We start from the raw sequence: 18,483 nt of genomic DNA, 5'->3' as shown, positions 1-18,483 counted from the left end.
AATAACATATAATTTGAAATATGTACTTTCTTCAAGTTGACCACTCCTATAACTGCGACTATTATCTTTATGATAGCGAAAAAATAGTTCACTTGCAGTTACAGAGTGCTAACAATGCAAAATCAATTATTACAAATTTTATCCTTATATTTCATTTCTTTGTATATTCTATCGATTTAATAAAAAAAGATGTCATATTGACATCTTTTTTAGTGAAGAAGTGACCATCCCATAAAGTCTTCATGTACTTGGCACGCCCTCTTATCATTTCGATCATATAATTCAGCATAACTATCTGTTTCTTCATCATAAGCCATCGTATAAATAATTTGGCCGTCTACTTCAACGGATAAAACGACTCCACCTTTCATCTCTTCTACATGAATGATAGCATTCGCCGGAATTCTCATATCCGTCATTCTCATCGCATCTAACAATATACTAAACCCCCTACAGCGTATTCATTGCTAGTACTATTACACACTAAATAGTATACTACTGTAATAGCATACATTTCGTCAATGAAATTGCTGTTGAAATAGCATATTGTCTATATACATATACGCTAAAATAGAAGAAATAGAAACATATTAATGGGGGGCTAACATTGATTCTACACAAAGGAGATGTACTATTCCGTCAAGGTGAGGACGGTCCTTTATACTTTATAAAAACAGGCTTATTAAAAGTAGTTCGGTTAGAAGAAGACGGAACACCATTTTTATTCAACATTATCGTTCCAGGTGAAACGATACCTCATCATTCTTTAATTTCACCGAAAGAATATCACGGTACAGCTATCGCTTTAATAAAAACAGAAGTGGAACCAATTACTAGTAGTGAATGGTATGAGAGACTTCAAGCAAATCCTGAATCATATGCCAACATCGCTATGCAATTGCAATCGAAATTAAGAATGATGCAACAACGAATTGATCAATTGACAACCGTCTCACCAAAAGAACGTCTTCATCGTTTACAAGAATGGTTCACATTATATTTAGGTGACATTCCTATATATGAAATATTAACACAAACTGAAATTGGTCAACTGATAGGCATACGCCGTGAAACAGTTAACCGTTTATTACGAGAACAAATAAAAAACGAGGTAAAATAAATACCTCGTTTTTTTATTTATTCTCATCCGTCTTATTGTAAGCTTGTTGCTGGGCCGAAAAATTCATAATGAATATGCTCTTGTTTCACACCTAAATCAGTTAGTGCAGCATTTATATGCTTCATAAATGCTACTGGACCACAGAAATAAAATTCTGCTTCAGTTGTCGGAATAATAGTTTTTAACCATTCGCTTTCAACGAAACCTTCTTTATCAAAGTTCTTCATTTCTAAATCTTTTTCAGTCGGTGCAGAATAACAAGTATATGCTTTAACTTGTTCATATTCATTTTCTACTGCCTTAACGTGTTCTTTCATTGCATGTGTATTACTATTTATTGCTGCATGAACAAAATATACATTACGTTTTGAATCTTGTTCAATTAACGTATTTAACATACTCATCATCGGTGTAATCCCTACTCCACCACTAATTAGTACAACTGGTATTGTTGAATCCATATTTAACACGAAATCTCCCGCTGGTGCACTTACTGGTAAAACATCTCCTTCTTTTACATGTTCATGTAAGTAATTAGACACTTTACCGTCTGGTGTATCTACACCTTTTTCTTTCTTTACACTAATACGATAATATTCTTTCCCAGGTGCATCAGATAAACTGTATTGACGATTATGTGTATATGTCTCACCTTCAATATTGATTTGAACCGTTACATATTGACCTGGGATGAATGAAGAAACTTTCCCTCCATCTTCAGGTTTCAAATAAAATGACGTAATAACATCGCTTTCCTTCACTTTTTTAACAATCACAAAGTTGCGGAAGTCTTTCCATCCACCTTCTTTATGTACAGCTTCTTCATACATCTCTGCTTCAATGCTAATAAATGCATCAGCAATGACACCATATGCTTCTCCCCATGCATTTAAAACTTCATCAGGTGCACCTGCGACTTCTTTAATGGCACGTAGTAAACATGTACCTACAATCGGATAATGCTCAGCTTTAATACCTAAACTTCTATGCTTATGACCAATTTGTTTTACAACTGGAATAATTGCTTCTAAATTATCAATGTACGTTGCAGCTGCATAAACAGCATTCGCTAACGCTTGTTGTTGTCTTCCCTTTTTCTGATTCGTATGGTTAAAAATATTCAATAACTCCGGATGTTCTGAAAATAAAATTTGATAAAATCTCGTTGTAATTTCAACGCCTTTTTCTTGTAATAATGGTACTGTTGACTTTACGATTTCAATTGTTTTTGCACTTAACATTGTATCCCACTCCTCTATTTCCTTAACTGTTTTTAGTTTAACTGAATCTTATAATGCAGATTGTGATTTTAATCACTATTAACACGTTGTTTTTGTGAATAATATATGAACATTGCATTTACAAAAGAAAATAAGCTAACTAGAATTCTAGCTAGCTTATTATTTTGTTTGTATAGCTTGTTCAATTACCTTTCTATCTTTCCCATCACCAAACTCCGTATACCCCCAGATATTCGTTTCACCTCTATATTTATTTACGATAATATCCAAGTCATGATATACACGGTGGGCATACACTACATACTCAATATTTTGAAGTTCCACACCTTTTTTTACAATTTCATAGCTTCTATTTACATCGCGTTTTATTTTTTCATTCTTTATTTCCGTATGTATATTTTTTAAAGATGGTTCTTGTTGTTGAAACCATTGCTTAAATTGCTTCCAATCCCCGTCTGTATAATTCTCTGCTTTACCGTAATTTAAGAAATTATTATAGCTTTCATGTGTCATTCGAATAAAATCTAGCACTTTTGTCTCTTCTTGCACATCTTCTACTCGAGCTATTGTATTTACCTCAGCAGGCTTATTCGCATAATGTAACAGCACTTTCATAAGACTATAACTCGCAATGATCATTACGATAATAATCCCGAATACACTTAACAATTTCTTCATATACAGAACTCCTTCTCTACTAAAGATATTACAATGTATGACTATACTTGTAACATTCTCTCGTAGAAATATAATTCCTGTATAAATTCTTCCTATCATTTCGACAATATTTTTCTACACATTTCGTCTTGGCAAATGCTCCTGTAAAACAATATAACCTTCATAAGCTGTATAACCAAGTATAGCTATTAATCCGATATAACAAGCAAATACTGTCCATTTCGTTTTCGTATCCACTTTATAATAGTTTTCTTGTTGTTCCTTTTCTGTTTTCCATTCATTTAATTTTCTTTCTGACGCTTCAAATGCTTCTCTTATGTGAATAGTATACTCATCTTTTTCATCTTCATATGGAACATAATCTAACGGTTCAAACTTCGGTAAAAGATACTCTAACACTTCCATTTTTTGAAGTTCACCTATTTGTAACTCTTTTTCCCTTTCTCTTTGTCTTAATGCATTCATTTCATGATGCATCATGTATATAGTCCGATGTACAGCTCCAGTTTCTTTTAATTCCTCTTCAAGCCTAGCAACATATTCTTTCATTCCATCAATTTTATGCCCTAATTCCTTAATCGGCTCATCTCTCTTTATCACTCTGTATAATTCCATACAACCGATAATAACAATAAATCCTCCCAAAATACTTTTAAAGTAAATTGAATAGCCAAGTAATAAAATAAGGCCTGCTCCCCAAATTTTAGTACTGACAACTGAAATAATTCGCCCACCATCTAGCGGCGAAACAGGAATTAAATTAAAGAAATTAATCATACTTCCAAGCAAAATAACAAGCGCCCAAAACGGCTCTTGCGTCATTATATAAAGTGGAATCGCTGGTAAAAATGAAAGAAGTCCGAAAAGCGGCCCCATATAAGCGATGTAAGCTTCATCTTTCGCATTTTTCGGCATCTCTTTCATTCCAATAAGGGCCCCCATAAACGGAATAAAGATTGCTGGCGATGTTGGGATCCCCTTTCTTTTCGCAGCCCATAAATGGCCCATTTCATGAACAAACAACAAATAAATGAGCGCCACTCCAAATTTCCAACCATATAGAACTGCGTATGCGCCAAGCGATAGAAACATACTAAATACCGTTGAAAACTTTGCTAATTTAAAAATTGCAAATACCCACTTTAACTTAGACAGTAAAAATAGACCTATCGCAACAATAATTCCCCATAATCCTTTTTTATTATTTTTCATATTCCTCTCCTTTATCTCTCATTAATGAATCATATTCATTCATCAAAGCTTGTTCTTTTCTCTATTATGCCATATTTTTTTCTATTGTTAGAAATAATGTTTATTTAATCCATTTTTAGCCAAAAATATAAATAAAGGAGGTATATACGAATGAATTTACAATCTCTCATAATAAGTGTTTTATCATTTTTAGCTTCAACTCTTATTTTTTATACAGTGAGCTATGTATTATTATTAGATTGGTTGCCAAATCACTTACTTATCACTCTTATCATTCTTTCCGCTCTTATGATTTCATTTCTTATTACACGAAAATCAATGAATGAGCCATCTGCAAAAGCAAAATAATAGAGAGGGTGTTCTTCTCCCCTCTCTATTATCATTTCCTAGGAAAGGCTACATAGAATTTCAATTCAGTTACAGCCAATAAGGATCTTATCTCAAAATTCAGTTGGAACAAAGAAGTTAAGCGGGAATCAATGCCGAATTGGCAAAGACTATTAATCAATGAAAAATGAGCATCCTCTGCCGATTAAAGTCTCACTTTATCTTTGAAAATTCATTTTTTCACCATACTCTTTAACGATTTGAATTATATTTTGAAACACGCCTATTTTTTCTTTTTCACTGTTTAATATTTTCAAATCATACTTTTCGTAATATGTTTCTAATGATTTTAATTGCGATTCTGAAGCACCTTTTATCGGAACAGTAGCATGCAATTCATATTGCTTATACCCTTCCTTTACTTTTTCACCTAAAATCATTTCACTCTCTTTTGCTCCAATTAATTTTTGAACTTTTTCTGGGAAAGTGAGTTGCAAATAATACTCTCGTTCCTTCACTAACTTGTTGTATAGTGATTGTGAAATCGTATACCGTACCATATAATTCACGTTTTGATCGCCCGCTTTAATATGAAACGCAGTAATCTGCAAATCTTTTTTTGTTACTTCCGTTAAAGGACCTACCTGCATCTCATCTTCTTTTTGTTCTGAAACATTTGGAAATATAGCCAAAAGCTTTTCCGTATCTTTTTCATTCAACATATACATAGCTTTCTTATATTGCACCCATCCTCGTCTATCTTCTCCCCTTAACCATGCATAATAAGTTTCTTTTTTCCCATCTCTACTAATTTGTATTTCATATTCAGGTTCACCGAAGCTTCCGGTTATTTCTTGTTTCTCAGCTTTATCCAAAATGTCTATTACTAACTTCGCTTCTGATTCCTGCAACTTTTTCTCTTTATGTTTTTTTTGTATAACGGTTACCCCTATTGTTTCTTTCACTTCATTCACCGTCTCTTCTACTTTTTTTGTTTCTTTTTTTTGCTCAGCTTGACCACAAGCTGCTAGTAACATAACAAATAACAACAATACATATTTCCCTTTCAAATTAATCCTCCTTTTACGATAAGAAATTCTTATAATCTTCATACATAAAACAAAAACGTGACATCCTATTAAATAAGTTATACTAATCATTGAAAGGAGGTCTTTATCATGTCCATTAATTTTCATGATCCAAATAATAAATACACATACGCAACAAGAAACGCTCATATTTCTTGGGCTGAAATGGTAAAAAACATTACAGACATACAAAACAAGCAAATAATTGATATTGGCTGCGGTGGCGGGATTTATACGAAAGAACTTGCTCTTATGGGAGCCAAAAATGTTGTGGGACTTGATTTTTCAAAAGAAATATTACAAGCTGCAAAAGAAAATTGCAGCAACTTTCCAAATATTCCCTTCACCCACGGTGATGCACATAATATCCCATACCCTAATGAAACATTCGACATAGTTATTTCTCGTGCAGTTATTCATCATTTACAAGACATTCCTACATTTTTATGTGAAGCTTCTCGTATATTAAATAAAAACGGTGTACTTATTTTACAAGATCGAACGATTGAAGATTGTACAGTTCCAGGAAGTCCCGAACACATTCGTGGATATTTTTTCTCTATATTTCCAAAACTCATTGAAATAGAGTCAAAAAGACGTCCAAAAACCAACACGATACAGAAAGAATTACAAAAACATTCTCTTCACGTGCTTCCCACACAAACACAATGGGAAGTACGAAAAATACATGATTCTGTAGAAGCATTGCTACAAGATTTATCTCCTCGAACAGGTCGATCCATTCTATATGAGTTAACAGATGATGAACTTTCTCAACTTCTACAACATATACAGACCGCATTACAAAACGTCTCTCCTATTATTGAAAGAGATCGATGGACAATTTGGAGCGCCATGAAGTTGTAAGGAAGGAAGCCTCACAAAGTAATGTGAGGCTTCCTTTCTTTCATAATCTAATTTTGCAACACTCTTGATATCCTCCACTTATGACCTGTGCACTTCCACACTTCGGACATACTAAATATCTAGACTGATTTGTCAACAAACTACCTTTTTGAAAGAGTAAAACTTCTGCTTGTTTAAACGAACGCGAATAATATAACCACATAAAACCAATTATAGCAATAATGCCAAATAATACTCCCATCGCAAGCATTTCAGTCACCTCTTTTGGTTTGTTCTTTCCAGCAAGTGGATTGTTGTAATATTCTCTGTAAATTCAAATAATCCCTTCTTTACTCCTATAAATATCAACTTTCTCTATAAATTTTACAATTCTCCACAAATTTTTACTTCCATTTTACAATTCATTATTCCTTTTGCAACAACGAATATTACTTTCGATATTTCCGTATATAAATATATCTTTCAAAAAACATATTGACTTTCTAAAAAAAACATGCAACAATACTGTCAGAATACTTGAATAAAAATTCATTGACGAGAACGAGTACGTTATAGAACTGTTCCCCAGAGAGTTGGCGATTTGCTGAAAGCCAACGTTCAGTGCGTAACCGAAAATCATCTCCGAGAAGTAGAACCGAATGTTACAGTAAGTTCTTACCGGCCGTCCCCCGTTACAAGGAACACGTATCATGTTGTACGTTGCAAAGCCGTATACATATAGATTTATTTCTACATGTGTAAATTAGGGTGGTATCGCGGGTAAATATAACTCGTCCCTTTCTTTAGGTACGAGTTTTTTGTGTTCTTACAAATGAATTTAAAAAAGGAGGAAAAACAATGAACACTGTATCAAAAAAACATATTTTTTTCACGGGTCTTATGCTATTTTCTTTATTTTTTGGGGCAGGTAATTTAATTTTCCCTCCCATGCTTGGACAAAACGCAGGTGAAAACTTTTGGCCAGCAATGATTGGATTTTTACTAACAGGCGTTGGCTTACCACTACTAACTGTTATCGCAATTTCTCTATCAGGAAATGGGATGCAGCAACTTGCAAGTCATGTTCACCCATTATTCGGAATTTTCTTTACAGTAGTTGTATACATTGCCATCGGTCCATCCATGGGCATCCCACGTGTTGCAAATGTTGCTTATGAAATGGGTGTTAGTTCTTTCTTACCAGAAACAATCCGCTCTAGCAGCCTAGTGCTATTTGTATATACAATCATATTCTTTACTATCGTATTTTGGCTGAGTTTAAATCCATCTAAACTTGTCGATCGTATTGGAAATATATTAACACCTATTTTATTACTCTCAATTTTCTTATTGTTTGTTAAAAGTGTCTTTACACCACTTGGGCAATCAGGACCAGCTATGCAAGAGTATCAAACTTCTCCAATCTTCAAAGGCTTTATGGAAGGGTACTTAACAATGGACACCATTTCAGCACTTGCATTTGGAATTATCGTTGTAAATGCAATTCGCTCTAAAGGTGTGAATGATCGTAAGTCCATTGCCATCGCCACAGCAAAAGCAGGGCTTATTGCCGCTACAGGACTCGTACTTGTATATGGTGCACTCGGCTGGCTTGGGGCAACTAGTGTCTCTCTCGGATATGCAAAAAATGGCGGACAGCTACTTACTGTTATCGTACAACAATTATTCGGTCCGTACGGTTTGCTCCTATTATCTCTTATCGTTACACTCGCTTGTTTAACGACATGCGTTGGACTCGTATCTGCGTGCAGCCAATATTTTTCAACATTATTGACTACATTTTCATACAAAACATTCGCGAGTATCATTTGCGCATTAGGATTATTAGTTGCCAACTTAGGTTTAACAAAAATTATCGCAATCTCTGTTCCAATTCTACTTGTTGTGTATCCAATTGCGATTGTACTCGTACTACTATCATTACTTCATAAATACTTCGGTGGATATCGCTCTGTTTATGTAGGTGCTTTAATCGGAGCAGCTGTAGTGAGCGTATTTGATGGATTAAAACAAGGTGGTATTTCAGTTTCATTCATCACACCATATTTTGAATTTATCCCTTTATATAATGAAGGAATCGGTTGGCTAATACCAGCATTAGCAGGAGCTCTTCTTGGCCTTACAATCGCTAAGTTAAGCGGTACGAAAAAAGTTCCATTACTAATCGAATCTAACGAAGTAAAAGCCTCCTAAAAAAACTCCCAAAAGGGAGTTTTTTTACATTTGATAAGCAGTATGATTAAAACTGCTTATTTTATAAGCTTTCGTATAATATTCAATATTTGTATCAACTGTTTCTACCTTGACAACATCATAGCGCTCTTCTTGCTTTACTAAAAATAAATAGTATTCCTCTGTTGCCTCAATAATCGCAATTTTATCTGTTTCAACATTATATTGTTCACAAAGTGCTTGTAATGCGTTCACATACTCCCCTAATTTTTTAGACTTATCCATTCCGAATATAGTTTGAACTAACATATACATTCTCCCCTTTATATGTACTGTTAACACCTTAATGATAACGCTTACATTATTTATCGTCAATAAAAACATTCGATGGTTTTAACGCTAAATCTATATTGTAGCGAGCCAATAATCAGCGAGGAATTCCCCGCCAATTAAAGCTTCACTTTATCACTTCGTTAATTGATGCCTAAATGCATAAATAACTGCCTGAGTACGATCACTTACATTCAATTTATTTAATATGTTACTCACATGTGTCTTTACCGTTTTCAGTGCAATAAATAACTCGTCCGCAATCTCTTGATTACTTTTTCCCTCTGCAATTAATAACAAAATCTCAAACTCTCTTTCCGTTAAGTCATCATGCAAAGGTTGCTCTTTCTTTTGACGCATACGGGACATCATTTTCCCGGTAACTTTCGGCTCTAATACTGTTTCTCCATCATAAGTAGCTCGTACAGCATCAGCAATATCACTTGCTCTTGATGTTTTTAATAAGTAACTGGTCGCACCAGCCTCAATAACAGGGTACAATTTTTCGTCATCTAAAAAGCTCGTTACAACTACAATTTTTGCTTCTGGCCATTCTTGAATAATAGCACGTGTTGCTTCGACACCATCCATCTCATCCATAACAAGGTCCATTAAAATAATATCCGGTCTTAATTGCAATGCTAATTCTGATCCTTTTCGTCCATTCTCAGCTTCCCCTACTACTTCAATATCTGGCTGTGTAGATAAATATGCCGATACACCCATACGAACCATTTCATGATCATCGACAAGCAATACTTTTATCATACTTCTCCCCCTCTCTCAATCATAATCGGTACTTTTACTTCTATTTGTGTACCTTTGGCCGGGAAACTAAGCACCTTGAGTGTCCCACCAATTTCATGAACACGCTCTTGCATCGATCTTAGGCCATATGAACCTGCCTTATTAACGCCTACTTCAAACCCAACGCCGTCATCAATAATTTTTAAAATCGCATATTGATCAATTTTTCGAAGGCGCACTTCTGTTTTCTTTGCCTTTGCGTGTCGCAACGTATTTGATAGCGCTTCTTGCACAATACGGAATAAATGATCTTCTACACCTTTTTTTAATTCTATTGGCTCAATAAGCCATTCAATTTTCATATGTTGTTTTCGCGATAATTCCGTTAATAATTCCTCTATACCTTCTGTCAGTTTCTTACCTTCCAATTGTACAGGACGTAAATGAAGGAGCAATGCTCTCATTTCTGATTGAGCATTTACAACCATATTTTCAACAAGTTGTAATTGTTTTTTTGTCACATCTGGAAATTCAGTTATTTGTTCATTAATCGCTGACATCATCATCGACATTGCGAAAAGCTGCTGACTTACTGAATCATGCAACTCCCTTGCTAAACGATGCCTTTCTTGAGAAATCGCTTCTTGTCTCATCTCTTCATTCCAATGAGCTCGTTCATTCGTTACTTTTTGAAAGAGTCCAGCTTGCTCCTCTAATCGACGAGCCAAAACGATTACTTTTCGTTCCACTTCATGAAATTCATCATCTGCAGTAAACGAAACATCGCTCGGAAAATTCCCTCGCTCTACTTCAAATAGAAACGTATTTAATCCTTGTATACGCTGCTCTATATAGTAACCGATTGCATATCCTACAATTCCCCCGATAAGTAAACTTGTAGTCATAATAAACAAGCCAATTGGAACAGAAGCGATGGATTCCTTCCATAATAAATCATACACTTGTTGCTCGCTTTTCCATACATATACAATTGTACAAATGAGTGCGATACTAACTGAGGACAACATAGAATAACGAATATACATCCACGAAATATTTTTTTGTTTCTTCATTATACTTTCCTCACTTCCGTGTCGCCTACGACAAGCGAAGAAATAATTTTAATACGACGAGGAGCCTCTTTATACTGCTCTGTTCTAAATGTAACATTGCGGTTAAACCCTGTCTCTTCATGACCTGGCAAGAGCACACGTCCGACGATAACAGAATGATTTAAAGAAAGTTCAATATCATATGGCACATATAAACGAATATTACCAACGACACCCCGAATAACAATTACCGTTTCTCCTTCTGGAATCATAGCAGTAGTTAAATCTATTTCCACATCACAAGCACCGTATTGAACATTAATATCCTCAAGTTCATAAATATGATCCATCATTCGTACATTGCCTACAAACATATTTTTCAAATATGGTTCTGTACGATATATTTGCTTCTCTTCGTCTATAATCCCTTTTTCTTTAATTTCAACCTTCATTGCTTTTTGCTGATGCCCTTGTTGAATCAATTGATAACCAATTAAAGCTAAACAAGCAAATACGACAAGAACAAATGCTGCTGATGAAAATAAGAAGAATAAAAATACGATACCACCAACAAATAAAAATACATTTCCCCGTACATAACGATTCTTTTTACGATAATGCCTTCCAAACATAAGCATAATAAATGCAAAAATGAGACCACCTGGTTCAAAATGTCCAAGTATCATATCAAGAAAAAGACCGAATCCAAATATGATGAGGAGCATCCCCATTAATTGTGTCTTTGAAAAATGTTTCTTCATTTCAGCTCCCCCCTTCTTGTCACATATACATAGAAGAAAAGGCATTGCTTTCCAACACCTTTTCTCCTATCACTATATCATAAGCCTGTTTTATAATATACTACTATTATTTTGTTAACTCTTTCGTTAACGATACATCATTCTTTTCTTTCATTTCACGCTCAAGTTTTGCAATTTTCATATCAAATGTGTCACGCTCATGTTCTTCATTCATACGAGTTTCTAAGTCACGAATGTGATCTTCAATTTCTTCAAATCGTAAGAACGGATTATTTTCATCCATTTTATGCATCGCAGTATTCATACGACGATTTGCATGTGCCATATTTTCACGTGCCATTAGTTCCATACGCTTTGCGTGCATTTCTTTTAATTTATTTTTCATTTCAGAAAGACGACGCTCTAACTCATCAATTTGCTCTACAACACCTGCATACATTTCTTCTAATCGAGTTACTTGCCCTTCATAATAAGCTACCTCTTCTAACGCACGTTCGTGCAATTGTAATTCGCCTGCTTCTTGAGCAATGATAGCTTGCTTTGATCTTTTGTTAACGAAATAACGTGCTTGCTCAAGCTCACGAGCAAAGTTAGATTTTAATGTTTTATGACGTTCAATTAACTTCTCAATTTTTGTTATTTCACGCTCACTATCACGTAAATATTGGTTTAACATCGCAATTGGATTTTTTCTTTCCTTCTCATCTAACACGTTATGAAAATCAGCTAAAATTGCATCGCGTACACGTCCGAATAAAGATTGTTTCATTATAAATCTTCCTCTCTTCTACTTTATTTATAATTTGATTTATTGTTTTAGTTTTTCATTAATTTGTTCCACTCATCTTCAAAGTTGCTATATGGTTTAGAACTTTCTGGAGCAGATTCAACAACTACATCTTTTTCTTTTTTCCACTCACGGTATCCGTAGTATAAAACCACTAAAGCAGCGATACCGATTAATGCTGGTGAATGAGAAAGCGCAATGGATAAACCGATTAAACCAACAATACCCCAAGCTAACTTTCCAAAAAATGACTTAGCTTGCACAAATGATTTATAGCTCCAATATACAACTCCTGCTCCGATTGCGAATCCTACAATACCAGCAAGACTACCAAGAGCAATTAAAGCCAAAATACCGGCTGCGATAAACGCTAGAAATTGTTTCATCTTGTGCTTGCCTCCCTTCGATTTGATACTCTTATCTTAACTATTTTTTCATCTTTCCATAACGAGCTTAAGAACCGTTTTTAACTCAGACTTAAGACCGAGTCATATTCAGCCCTTTACGCAAAAAAACGTGCAGAGTTTATTCTCTGCACGTTTTTTTAATTACTAACATTCATATTAAATTAAGCTGTTTTATGATACTCTTTTTTCTCAGCTACTTTCGAAAATCTTGGAAATCCAATTAAAATAGAAAGAATCCCACATACTCCAACTAAGATTGGATAAAATGCATATGGCAACAATTCAACCGGAGATAACGCTGCAAATCCTGCTGCCGTTAACATTTGGGCACCGTACGGAATTAATCCTTGTACACAACATGAGAAAAGATCTAATACACTCGCTGATTTACGAGGGTCTATTTCATATTGATCTGCAATATTTTTTGCAAGCGGGCCTGTAAAGATAATCGAAATCGTATTATTCGCTGTACACATATTAGTCATACTTACTAAACCAGCAATACCAAATTCTGCACCTTTTTTCGAACGAATATTACGTGTTAATACATTCATTAAATATTGAATACCACCATTATATTGGATTAATTCAACCATACCGCCAATTAATATAGCAAGTAATACTAACTCCATCATACCGCCCATTCCAGTCGTTACACTTTTAAAGAAACTTTCTAACGTGTAACTTCCATCTATAAGACCGATAACACCAGATAATACAGTTCCACCAGTTAATACAATAAGTACATTCCAGCCAAGTAGCGCTGTAATAAGTACTCCTGCGTACGGTAAAATCTTTATCCAATCAAAGCTATGTGCTTTAATTTGCGTGTCACTTCCTGAAGTAACTATTACTAATAGTACAATTGTAATAATAGCCGCTGGTAACACAATTAAAAAATTCGTTTTAAACTTATCTTTCATTTCTGTTCCTTGTGAACGAACAGCTGCGATTGTTGTATCTGAAATAAATGATAAATTATCACCAAACATCGCTCCCCCAACAACAGTAGCCATTGCAAGCGCAATTGAGATATCAGTTTGACCACTAATACCCACAGCAATCGGCGCTAATGCTGCAATTGTTCCCATTGAAGTTCCCATTGCTAATGAAATAAATGCACCAATAACAAAGATTCCAGCTACGATAAATCCTGGCGGTAAAATAGTTAACGCTAAATTAACAGTTGAGTCTACTCCACCCATTCCTTTAGCAGTTTCAGAAAATGCACCTGCAAGCACAAAAATTAATACCATAATCATAATATCCGGATTTCCTGCACCTTTAGCGAACCGCTCTACTTTCACATTAAAACTTTCTTTACGATTCATCACTAAAGCGACTCCTACAGCAATTGAAATCGCTACAAGTATTGGCAATTTATAGAAATCACCTGTAATAATTCCAGAACCAATAAATAGCGCCAAAAATATCCCAAGTGGTAATAAAGCTAAACCATTTCCTCTCGTTTCTTTCAAAGTACCATCTCTCCCTAGTTTCAACCTTTTTCTAATGAATAACAAAAGACCTCTTCCGGTGAGAAGAGGTCTTATACATCTATAAGAAACGCTCTTCTCATCTTTCAAGCACATGCTTGCTGGATTTGGCACAGCACTCTGAAATCGAGTCCGCTGCCGAGGCATCGTAGGGCCAGTCCCTCCGCCTCTCTTTATAAGAAGGTTTCATATTTATTTTTTAATAATAATTTCTTCCCTAACTTTACTCGCTTACAAAACAAAAGTCAATTATTTTTTGTATAGATTTTTTTGGTAATTATACAAAAACTTGAATACAATAATCATTTTAACTTTTCGATTTCTTCTTCCAATATTGAAATCCAATAAAATTCACTATTTTTTATTGCTGCTAATATCCATTTCGTAGTGTACCAAGCTAACTCATACTCTTCCTTCGTGACATCGCCACTTTTATAAGCATCCTCTAGCTCCTCTTCATCTAATACATACACCTTACCGCTAGGTAATAATACTACATCTAAATATAAATCATCAAAATACGGTAAACCACGATCGTCTATTTCATATTCTTTCGTCACATCAATATAATATTGCACTAAATTGTGCCTATCATCTAACATAGCTGTAATCGCAAAGTTCTTTCCATTAATGAAATATTGAACCCACGTATACCCATCACTTGCAATACAAATTTCTTTACCATCATATTCTTTACAACTAGGCTCTCTCACCTTTTTTATATCCAGTATTCCGAGCATTCCCTCTTCCACTTGCTTAAGCCTATAACTCTTTTCTATTAGTCTTTTCCACGAAGAACCGTCACCATATTTACGTTTCATTATGTATACTCCTCTTCTATATACAGAAAAGCTCCCACATATTATGTGAGAGCTTGTTCATATTATAATTAAGCAGCTTGACCCTTTTCAGAAATCTCTTTTAAATAAGCTTGTCCTTTTTCAGCGTCATATTGACCTTCCCACTTAGACATAACTACAGCTGCTAAAGAGTTTCCTACAACGTTAACTGCTGTACGAGCCATATCTAAAATACGGTCAATACCAGCAATGAACGCTAAACCTTCAGGTGGAATACCTACTGTACCAAGTGTCGCTAATAATACAACGAATGATACGCCCGGTACACCTGCGATACCTTTTGATGTAACCATTAATACAAGTAATAATGTAATTTGTTGTGTAATAGATAAATCAATACCGTACATTTGCGCCAAGAAAATAGCCGCAATTGCTTGATATAAAGTTGATCCATCTAAGTTAAATGAATAACCTGTCGGAATAACGAAAGATGTAATTGCTTTCGGACAACCGAATTTCTCCATTTTCTCCATGATTTTTGGTAAAACTGTTTCTGAGCTTGCTGTAGAATACGCTAAGATCAGCTCGTCTTTTAAAATCTTAAAGAATTGGAAAATGTTAATTCCAAATATTTTCGCTGTAAGTCCTAAGACAACTACAACGAAGAAGATCATTGCCCCATATACGACAATTAGCAATTTCCCTAATGGAATTAATGAAGCAAGACCAAATGTAGAAACTGTAACACCAATTAGCGCAAACACACCAAATGGTGCAAATTTCATAACTTGGTTTGTTACATAAAACATTGCGTCAGCTACACCTTGGAAAAATTGAAGAACTGGTCTTCCTCTTTCACCAATTGCTGCTACACCTAAACCAAATAGTACAGAGAAGAAGATAATAGCAAGCATATCTCCGTCAGCCAATGACTTCATAATGTTTGTTGGAACAATATTTACAAACGTATCTGCAAATGAATGACTTTGTACTTGCTCTGTCGTATGTGTATATTTCGAAATATCTGTCTTTGTTAACTGCTCCATATTTACGCCTTTTCCTGGTTGGAAAATATTCGCTATTAATAGACCAACAATAATTGCAATTGTTGTAATAATTTCAAAGTAAAGAATTGTTTTTCCGCCTAGTCGACCTAGTTTTTTAACATCGCCAACACCAGCAACCCCAACAACAATACTTGCTACAACAATCGGTACAACGATCATTTTAATTAATCGGATGAAAATATCACCAATTGGTTGTAAGTACTTCACAACAGCTGGATTATCAAAGAAAATCGCCCCAACCGCAATACCAAGCGCAAGCCCTATTAATATTTGCCATGCAAGTCCTATTCTTTTCATATTTGTTGTAACCCCCTCTTCGATGTGTCACTCTATCTCTCATTCTATCTCTATAAAACTAAGAAATTAAGAGTATTACATATTATTCGACAATTCACTACATTTTGTCCCTGTTAAAAATCATAAATCAAAATTTAAAATCTGACAACAAAATAACTTTGCCCGAATGCAAATAATTTTCTTGACAAAAAATAAACCCATGTTAGAAAACCTCACATGAGAACGATTCCTCACTAGTGTTTTATTAGCTTTCTAAGTACTATTTCACCCTATAAAAACTATTACTTTCCTCCTGTATTTTACAGATAAATCCCAAAATATACCTTTATTACAGCCATAAATAAAATGTAAGTACTATGACAATTAAAGTTGAAAAATGATAAATTCCGACAAAACTTAGCAATTTTATAAAGTTTTCTTTACATTATGATTACAACGATAGACACTCTTCTTCTTATGATATATAACATTCATAGGGAAAGGAGTCAGACAACTATGAAAAAGAAATTTGCAGCGTTTAGTGTTTTAGCAGCAGGAACGATTTTTGCTTCCCCGTTACTTTCACCCGTATACGCTGAAACAAATCAAGATAAATTATCTAACATTCAATCTGAATTAGAAGGCAAACAAAGTGACTTACAAAATAAATCAGTCGAGAAAGAACAAATAGAAAAAGAAATTCAAGAATTACAGAAGAAAATCGATGAATTAACTACTTCTATTAATAAAAACGAGGCTGAATTAAACGATACAAAAAAAGAAATTAGCAAAACACAACAAGTAATTACTGACAAAAAGAAACATATAGAACAATTACAAACAAACATAGATACACGTCAGGAAGTTATTAAACAACGATTACAATCTATGCAAGAAAAACCGCGTACAAATATCATTACAGAAGTATTAACAAACTCTACAAACATTGCTGATCTTGTTGATAATATGTACTCCGTAAGTTTAATATTAAACAACGATACAGATATTGTAAAAAAACAAACATCTGATCAAAATGCTGTAACTACAGAAAAAGAAGCTGTTGAGAAAAAAGAACAACAACTGAAAGAATCTGAGCAAAAACTAGAACAAAAACAACAAGAATTACAAAATAACCAACAGCAGCAACAGACTCTTATTAACGATCTACATACGAAAGTAGCAAAAGTAGATTCAGAGATTGAAGGATTAGAAGAATCCAAAGGCATTTTAGAAAATCAACGTCAAGCTGTGCAAAAAGCAATTGAAGAAGAAAAACGGGCCGAAGAAGCTCGTAAAGCGGAAGAAGCTCGCCAGGCAGAAGAGGCTCGCAAACAACAAGCTACTAAATCTGCTCAAGCAACTCAAGCAGCTCCAACACCACATGATACAAACATCGGTGGCTTTATCAAACCAGCAGCTGGATCAAAAACTTCCGGATTTGGTGTACGTTCTTTAGATAACCATAAAGGAATTGACATCGCCGCTTCGGGAACGGTTCCAATTATCGCTGCTGCAGATGGCGTTGTTATTCGCTCAGAATTATCATCTAGTTACGGAAACGTAGTGTATTTATCTCACCGTATAAACGGAAAAACATATACGACAGTATATGCTCATATGAATAGCCGTTCTGTATCGAATGGACAAACTGTAAAACAAGGCGATCAGCTTGGATTTATGGGGAACACTGGCCAATCATACGGACAACATTTACACTTCGAACTTCATCTTGGAGAATGGAATGTCGGCAAGACAAACGCAGTCGACCCATCTCCTTATATCGGATTATAAAAAACCTCGGTACCTACCGAGGTTTTTTATTTACACTTCACACAATATAGGCATTCTACATAGACTATAACTAAATGCCTATAGTTTACGAGGTGATCAATATGAATACGCAATTACAACAAAAAATAGAAGAAGCTAGAGCGACATTTATCGGCCGGATATTTACATTTGGCGGATCAGTTTTATTTTTAATCGGTTCATTCCTCGCAGTCACCACAACCTATAAAGCGTATAATCGTCTATTACATTCAACAACATAAAAAA

Annotated in this window: 21 protein-coding genes, 1 riboswitch and 1 other annotated feature; of the genes, 6 read left to right on the top strand and 15 right to left on the bottom strand. The window is 34.7% G+C overall.

Going from position 1 to position 18,483, the window contains the following annotated elements; translation table 11 throughout:
* Nucleotides 1-209: 209 nt before the first annotated feature.
* Nucleotides 210-437, bottom strand: a complete 228-nt coding sequence (locus tag ACQRBL_RS07015) for a hypothetical protein (protein WP_000883009.1) — start codon at nt 435-437, stop codon at nt 210-212.
* A gap of 170 nt (nt 438-607) precedes the next feature.
* Between ACQRBL_RS07015 and ACQRBL_RS07010 the strand changes: the two genes are divergently transcribed.
* Entirely contained in the window at nt 608-1,120 is a 513-nt protein-coding gene (locus ACQRBL_RS07010) for a Crp/Fnr family transcriptional regulator (RefSeq protein WP_000600585.1), read from the top strand.
* Between the two features lie 32 nt (nt 1,121-1,152).
* Here the strand turns inward: ACQRBL_RS07010 and hmpA are convergent, their stop codons facing one another.
* From hmpA to ACQRBL_RS06995, 3 genes are all read right to left on the bottom strand, one after another.
* Nucleotides 1,153-2,361: an NO-inducible flavohemoprotein gene (gene hmpA, locus ACQRBL_RS07005; RefSeq protein ID WP_411995788.1), complete on the bottom strand. Its 1,209-nt coding sequence runs from the start codon at nt 2,359-2,361 to the stop codon at nt 1,153-1,155.
* A gap of 159 nt (nt 2,362-2,520) precedes the next feature.
* Nucleotides 2,521-3,039, bottom strand: a complete 519-nt coding sequence (locus ACQRBL_RS07000; RefSeq protein WP_000735529.1) for a hypothetical protein — start codon at nt 3,037-3,039, stop codon at nt 2,521-2,523.
* Nucleotides 3,040-3,153: 114 nt separating this feature from the next.
* A complete protein-coding gene (locus tag ACQRBL_RS06995) occupies nt 3,154-4,251 on the bottom strand; it encodes a site-2 protease family protein (RefSeq protein WP_023521488.1) in 1,098 nt (365 codons plus the stop codon).
* Between the two features lie 150 nt (nt 4,252-4,401).
* Between ACQRBL_RS06995 and ACQRBL_RS06990 the strand changes: the two genes are divergently transcribed.
* A complete protein-coding gene (locus ACQRBL_RS06990) occupies nt 4,402-4,599 on the top strand; it encodes a hypothetical protein (RefSeq protein ID WP_001053359.1) in 198 nt (65 codons plus the stop codon).
* Between the two features lie 197 nt (nt 4,600-4,796).
* Here ACQRBL_RS06990 and ACQRBL_RS06985 read toward each other — a convergent pair whose 3' ends face one another.
* Entirely contained in the window at nt 4,797-5,648 is an 852-nt protein-coding gene (locus ACQRBL_RS06985) for a hypothetical protein (protein ID WP_053564905.1), read from the bottom strand.
* A 108-nt stretch (nt 5,649-5,756) separates the two neighbouring features.
* Between ACQRBL_RS06985 and ACQRBL_RS06980 the strand changes: the two genes are divergently transcribed.
* The gene (locus ACQRBL_RS06980) at nt 5,757-6,533 is read left to right on the top strand and encodes a class I SAM-dependent methyltransferase (protein ID WP_411995789.1); all 777 of its coding nucleotides are present in this window, start codon (nt 5,757-5,759) and stop codon (nt 6,531-6,533) included.
* A 40-nt stretch (nt 6,534-6,573) separates the two neighbouring features.
* Here ACQRBL_RS06980 and ACQRBL_RS06975 read toward each other — a convergent pair whose 3' ends face one another.
* Nucleotides 6,574-6,783 carry a hypothetical protein gene (locus ACQRBL_RS06975; protein ID WP_097987165.1) on the bottom strand — a complete coding sequence of 70 codons (210 nt, stop codon included), beginning with the start codon at nt 6,781-6,783 and terminating at the stop codon, nt 6,574-6,576.
* Nucleotides 6,784-7,055: 272 nt separating this feature from the next.
* Nucleotides 7,056-7,314, top strand: a binding site (T-box leader).
* Nucleotides 7,315-7,370: 56 nt separating this feature from the next.
* On the opposite strand from ACQRBL_RS06975, the gene brnQ3 reads away from it, so the two are divergent.
* Complete coding sequence (gene brnQ3 / locus ACQRBL_RS06970; RefSeq protein ID WP_001099168.1) at nt 7,371-8,726, top strand: branched-chain amino acid transport system II carrier protein BrnQ3; 1,356 nt, start codon at nt 7,371-7,373, stop codon at nt 8,724-8,726.
* 24 nt (nt 8,727-8,750) lie between these two features.
* Here brnQ3 and ACQRBL_RS06965 read toward each other — a convergent pair whose 3' ends face one another.
* The 9 genes from ACQRBL_RS06965 to gltP form a co-directional block, all read right to left on the bottom strand.
* The gene (locus ACQRBL_RS06965) at nt 8,751-9,089 is read right to left on the bottom strand and encodes a DUF3922 domain-containing protein (RefSeq protein ID WP_072939635.1); all 339 of its coding nucleotides are present in this window, start codon (nt 9,087-9,089) and stop codon (nt 8,751-8,753) included.
* An 81-nt stretch (nt 9,090-9,170) separates the two neighbouring features.
* Nucleotides 9,171-9,803: a response regulator gene (locus ACQRBL_RS06960; RefSeq protein WP_000598707.1), complete on the bottom strand. Its 633-nt coding sequence runs from the start codon at nt 9,801-9,803 to the stop codon at nt 9,171-9,173.
* Nucleotides 9,800-10,855, bottom strand: coding sequence for a sensor histidine kinase (locus ACQRBL_RS06955; protein ID WP_000744326.1), 1,056 nt, complete (start codon nt 10,853-10,855; stop codon nt 9,800-9,802). Before ACQRBL_RS06955 ends, ACQRBL_RS06960 begins: the two co-directional genes overlap by 4 nt.
* Nucleotides 10,855-11,595 (bottom strand): cell wall-active antibiotics response protein LiaF, encoded by a 741-nt coding sequence (gene liaF / locus ACQRBL_RS06950; protein ID WP_000716094.1) that lies wholly within the window; start codon nt 11,593-11,595, stop codon nt 10,855-10,857. The genes ACQRBL_RS06955 and liaF overlap by 1 nt, the downstream gene beginning before the upstream one ends.
* 106 nt (nt 11,596-11,701) lie before the next feature.
* On the bottom strand, nt 11,702-12,364 hold the full coding sequence (locus ACQRBL_RS06945) for a PspA/IM30 family protein (RefSeq protein WP_000814127.1): 663 nt from the start codon (nt 12,362-12,364) through the stop codon (nt 11,702-11,704).
* Nucleotides 12,365-12,411: 47 nt separating this feature from the next.
* Nucleotides 12,412-12,768 (bottom strand): protein LiaI, encoded by a 357-nt coding sequence (locus ACQRBL_RS06940; protein WP_023521485.1) that lies wholly within the window; start codon nt 12,766-12,768, stop codon nt 12,412-12,414.
* A 182-nt stretch (nt 12,769-12,950) separates the two neighbouring features.
* Nucleotides 12,951-14,267, bottom strand: a complete 1,317-nt coding sequence (locus ACQRBL_RS06935; protein ID WP_000665495.1) for a Na+/H+ antiporter NhaC family protein — start codon at nt 14,265-14,267, stop codon at nt 12,951-12,953.
* A gap of 94 nt (nt 14,268-14,361) precedes the next feature.
* Nucleotides 14,362-14,467, bottom strand: a riboswitch (SAM riboswitch).
* A 120-nt stretch (nt 14,468-14,587) separates the two neighbouring features.
* The gene (locus tag ACQRBL_RS06930) at nt 14,588-15,106 is read right to left on the bottom strand and encodes a DUF402 domain-containing protein (RefSeq protein ID WP_000824654.1); all 519 of its coding nucleotides are present in this window, start codon (nt 15,104-15,106) and stop codon (nt 14,588-14,590) included.
* Nucleotides 15,107-15,174: 68 nt separating this feature from the next.
* Nucleotides 15,175-16,449, bottom strand: coding sequence for a glutamate/aspartate:proton symporter GltP (gene gltP, locus ACQRBL_RS06925; protein ID WP_000821130.1), 1,275 nt, complete (start codon nt 16,447-16,449; stop codon nt 15,175-15,177).
* Nucleotides 16,450-16,944: 495 nt separating this feature from the next.
* Between gltP and ACQRBL_RS06920 the strand changes: the two genes are divergently transcribed.
* Nucleotides 16,945-18,219: a murein hydrolase activator EnvC family protein gene (locus tag ACQRBL_RS06920; protein ID WP_000726083.1), complete on the top strand. Its 1,275-nt coding sequence runs from the start codon at nt 16,945-16,947 to the stop codon at nt 18,217-18,219.
* A gap of 101 nt (nt 18,220-18,320) precedes the next feature.
* Entirely contained in the window at nt 18,321-18,479 is a 159-nt protein-coding gene (locus ACQRBL_RS06915) for a hypothetical protein (RefSeq protein ID WP_411995790.1), read from the top strand.
* The last annotated feature ends 4 nt before the right edge of the window (nt 18,480-18,483 follow it).

The sequence above is a fragment of the Bacillus sp. AF62 genome (assembly GCF_050312695.1).
GTDB lineage: Bacteria > Bacillota > Bacilli > Bacillales > Bacillaceae_G > Bacillus_A > Bacillus_A cereus.
Note: the sequence above shows the minus strand (reverse complement) of the source record. Positions and strands in the feature narration are given on the sequence as shown.

Coding starts and splice junctions, on each gene's coding strand:
- hmpA (WP_411995788.1), bottom strand. CDS start 2,361: ATGTTAAGTGCAAAAACAATTGAAATCGTAAAGTCAACAGTACCATTA.
- ACQRBL_RS07000 (WP_000735529.1), bottom strand. CDS start 3,039: ATGAAGAAATTGTTAAGTGTATTCGGGATTATTATCGTAATGATCATT.
- ACQRBL_RS06995 (WP_023521488.1), bottom strand. CDS start 4,251: ATGAAAAATAATAAAAAAGGATTATGGGGAATTATTGTTGCGATAGGT.
- ACQRBL_RS06990 (WP_001053359.1), top strand. CDS start 4,402: ATGAATTTACAATCTCTCATAATAAGTGTTTTATCATTTTTAGCTTCA.
- ACQRBL_RS06980 (WP_411995789.1), top strand. CDS start 5,757: ATGTCCATTAATTTTCATGATCCAAATAATAAATACACATACGCAACA.
- ACQRBL_RS06975 (WP_097987165.1), bottom strand. CDS start 6,783: ATGCTTGCGATGGGAGTATTATTTGGCATTATTGCTATAATTGGTTTT.
- brnQ3 (WP_001099168.1), top strand. CDS start 7,371: ATGAACACTGTATCAAAAAAACATATTTTTTTCACGGGTCTTATGCTA.
- ACQRBL_RS06965 (WP_072939635.1), bottom strand. CDS start 9,089: ATGTTTTTATTGACGATAAATAATGTAAGCGTTATCATTAAGGTGTTA.
- ACQRBL_RS06960 (WP_000598707.1), bottom strand. CDS start 9,803: ATGATAAAAGTATTGCTTGTCGATGATCATGAAATGGTTCGTATGGGT.
- ACQRBL_RS06955 (WP_000744326.1), bottom strand. CDS start 10,855: ATGAAGAAACAAAAAAATATTTCGTGGATGTATATTCGTTATTCTATG.
- liaF (WP_000716094.1), bottom strand. CDS start 11,595: ATGAAGAAACATTTTTCAAAGACACAATTAATGGGGATGCTCCTCATC.
- ACQRBL_RS06945 (WP_000814127.1), bottom strand. CDS start 12,364: ATGAAACAATCTTTATTCGGACGTGTACGCGATGCAATTTTAGCTGAT.
- ACQRBL_RS06940 (WP_023521485.1), bottom strand. CDS start 12,768: ATGAAACAATTTCTAGCGTTTATCGCAGCCGGTATTTTGGCTTTAATT.
- ACQRBL_RS06930 (WP_000824654.1), bottom strand. CDS start 15,106: ATGAAACGTAAATATGGTGACGGTTCTTCGTGGAAAAGACTAATAGAA.
- gltP (WP_000821130.1), bottom strand. CDS start 16,449: ATGAAAAGAATAGGACTTGCATGGCAAATATTAATAGGGCTTGCGCTT.
- ACQRBL_RS06920 (WP_000726083.1), top strand. CDS start 16,945: ATGAAAAAGAAATTTGCAGCGTTTAGTGTTTTAGCAGCAGGAACGATT.
- ACQRBL_RS06915 (WP_411995790.1), top strand. CDS start 18,321: ATGAATACGCAATTACAACAAAAAATAGAAGAAGCTAGAGCGACATTT.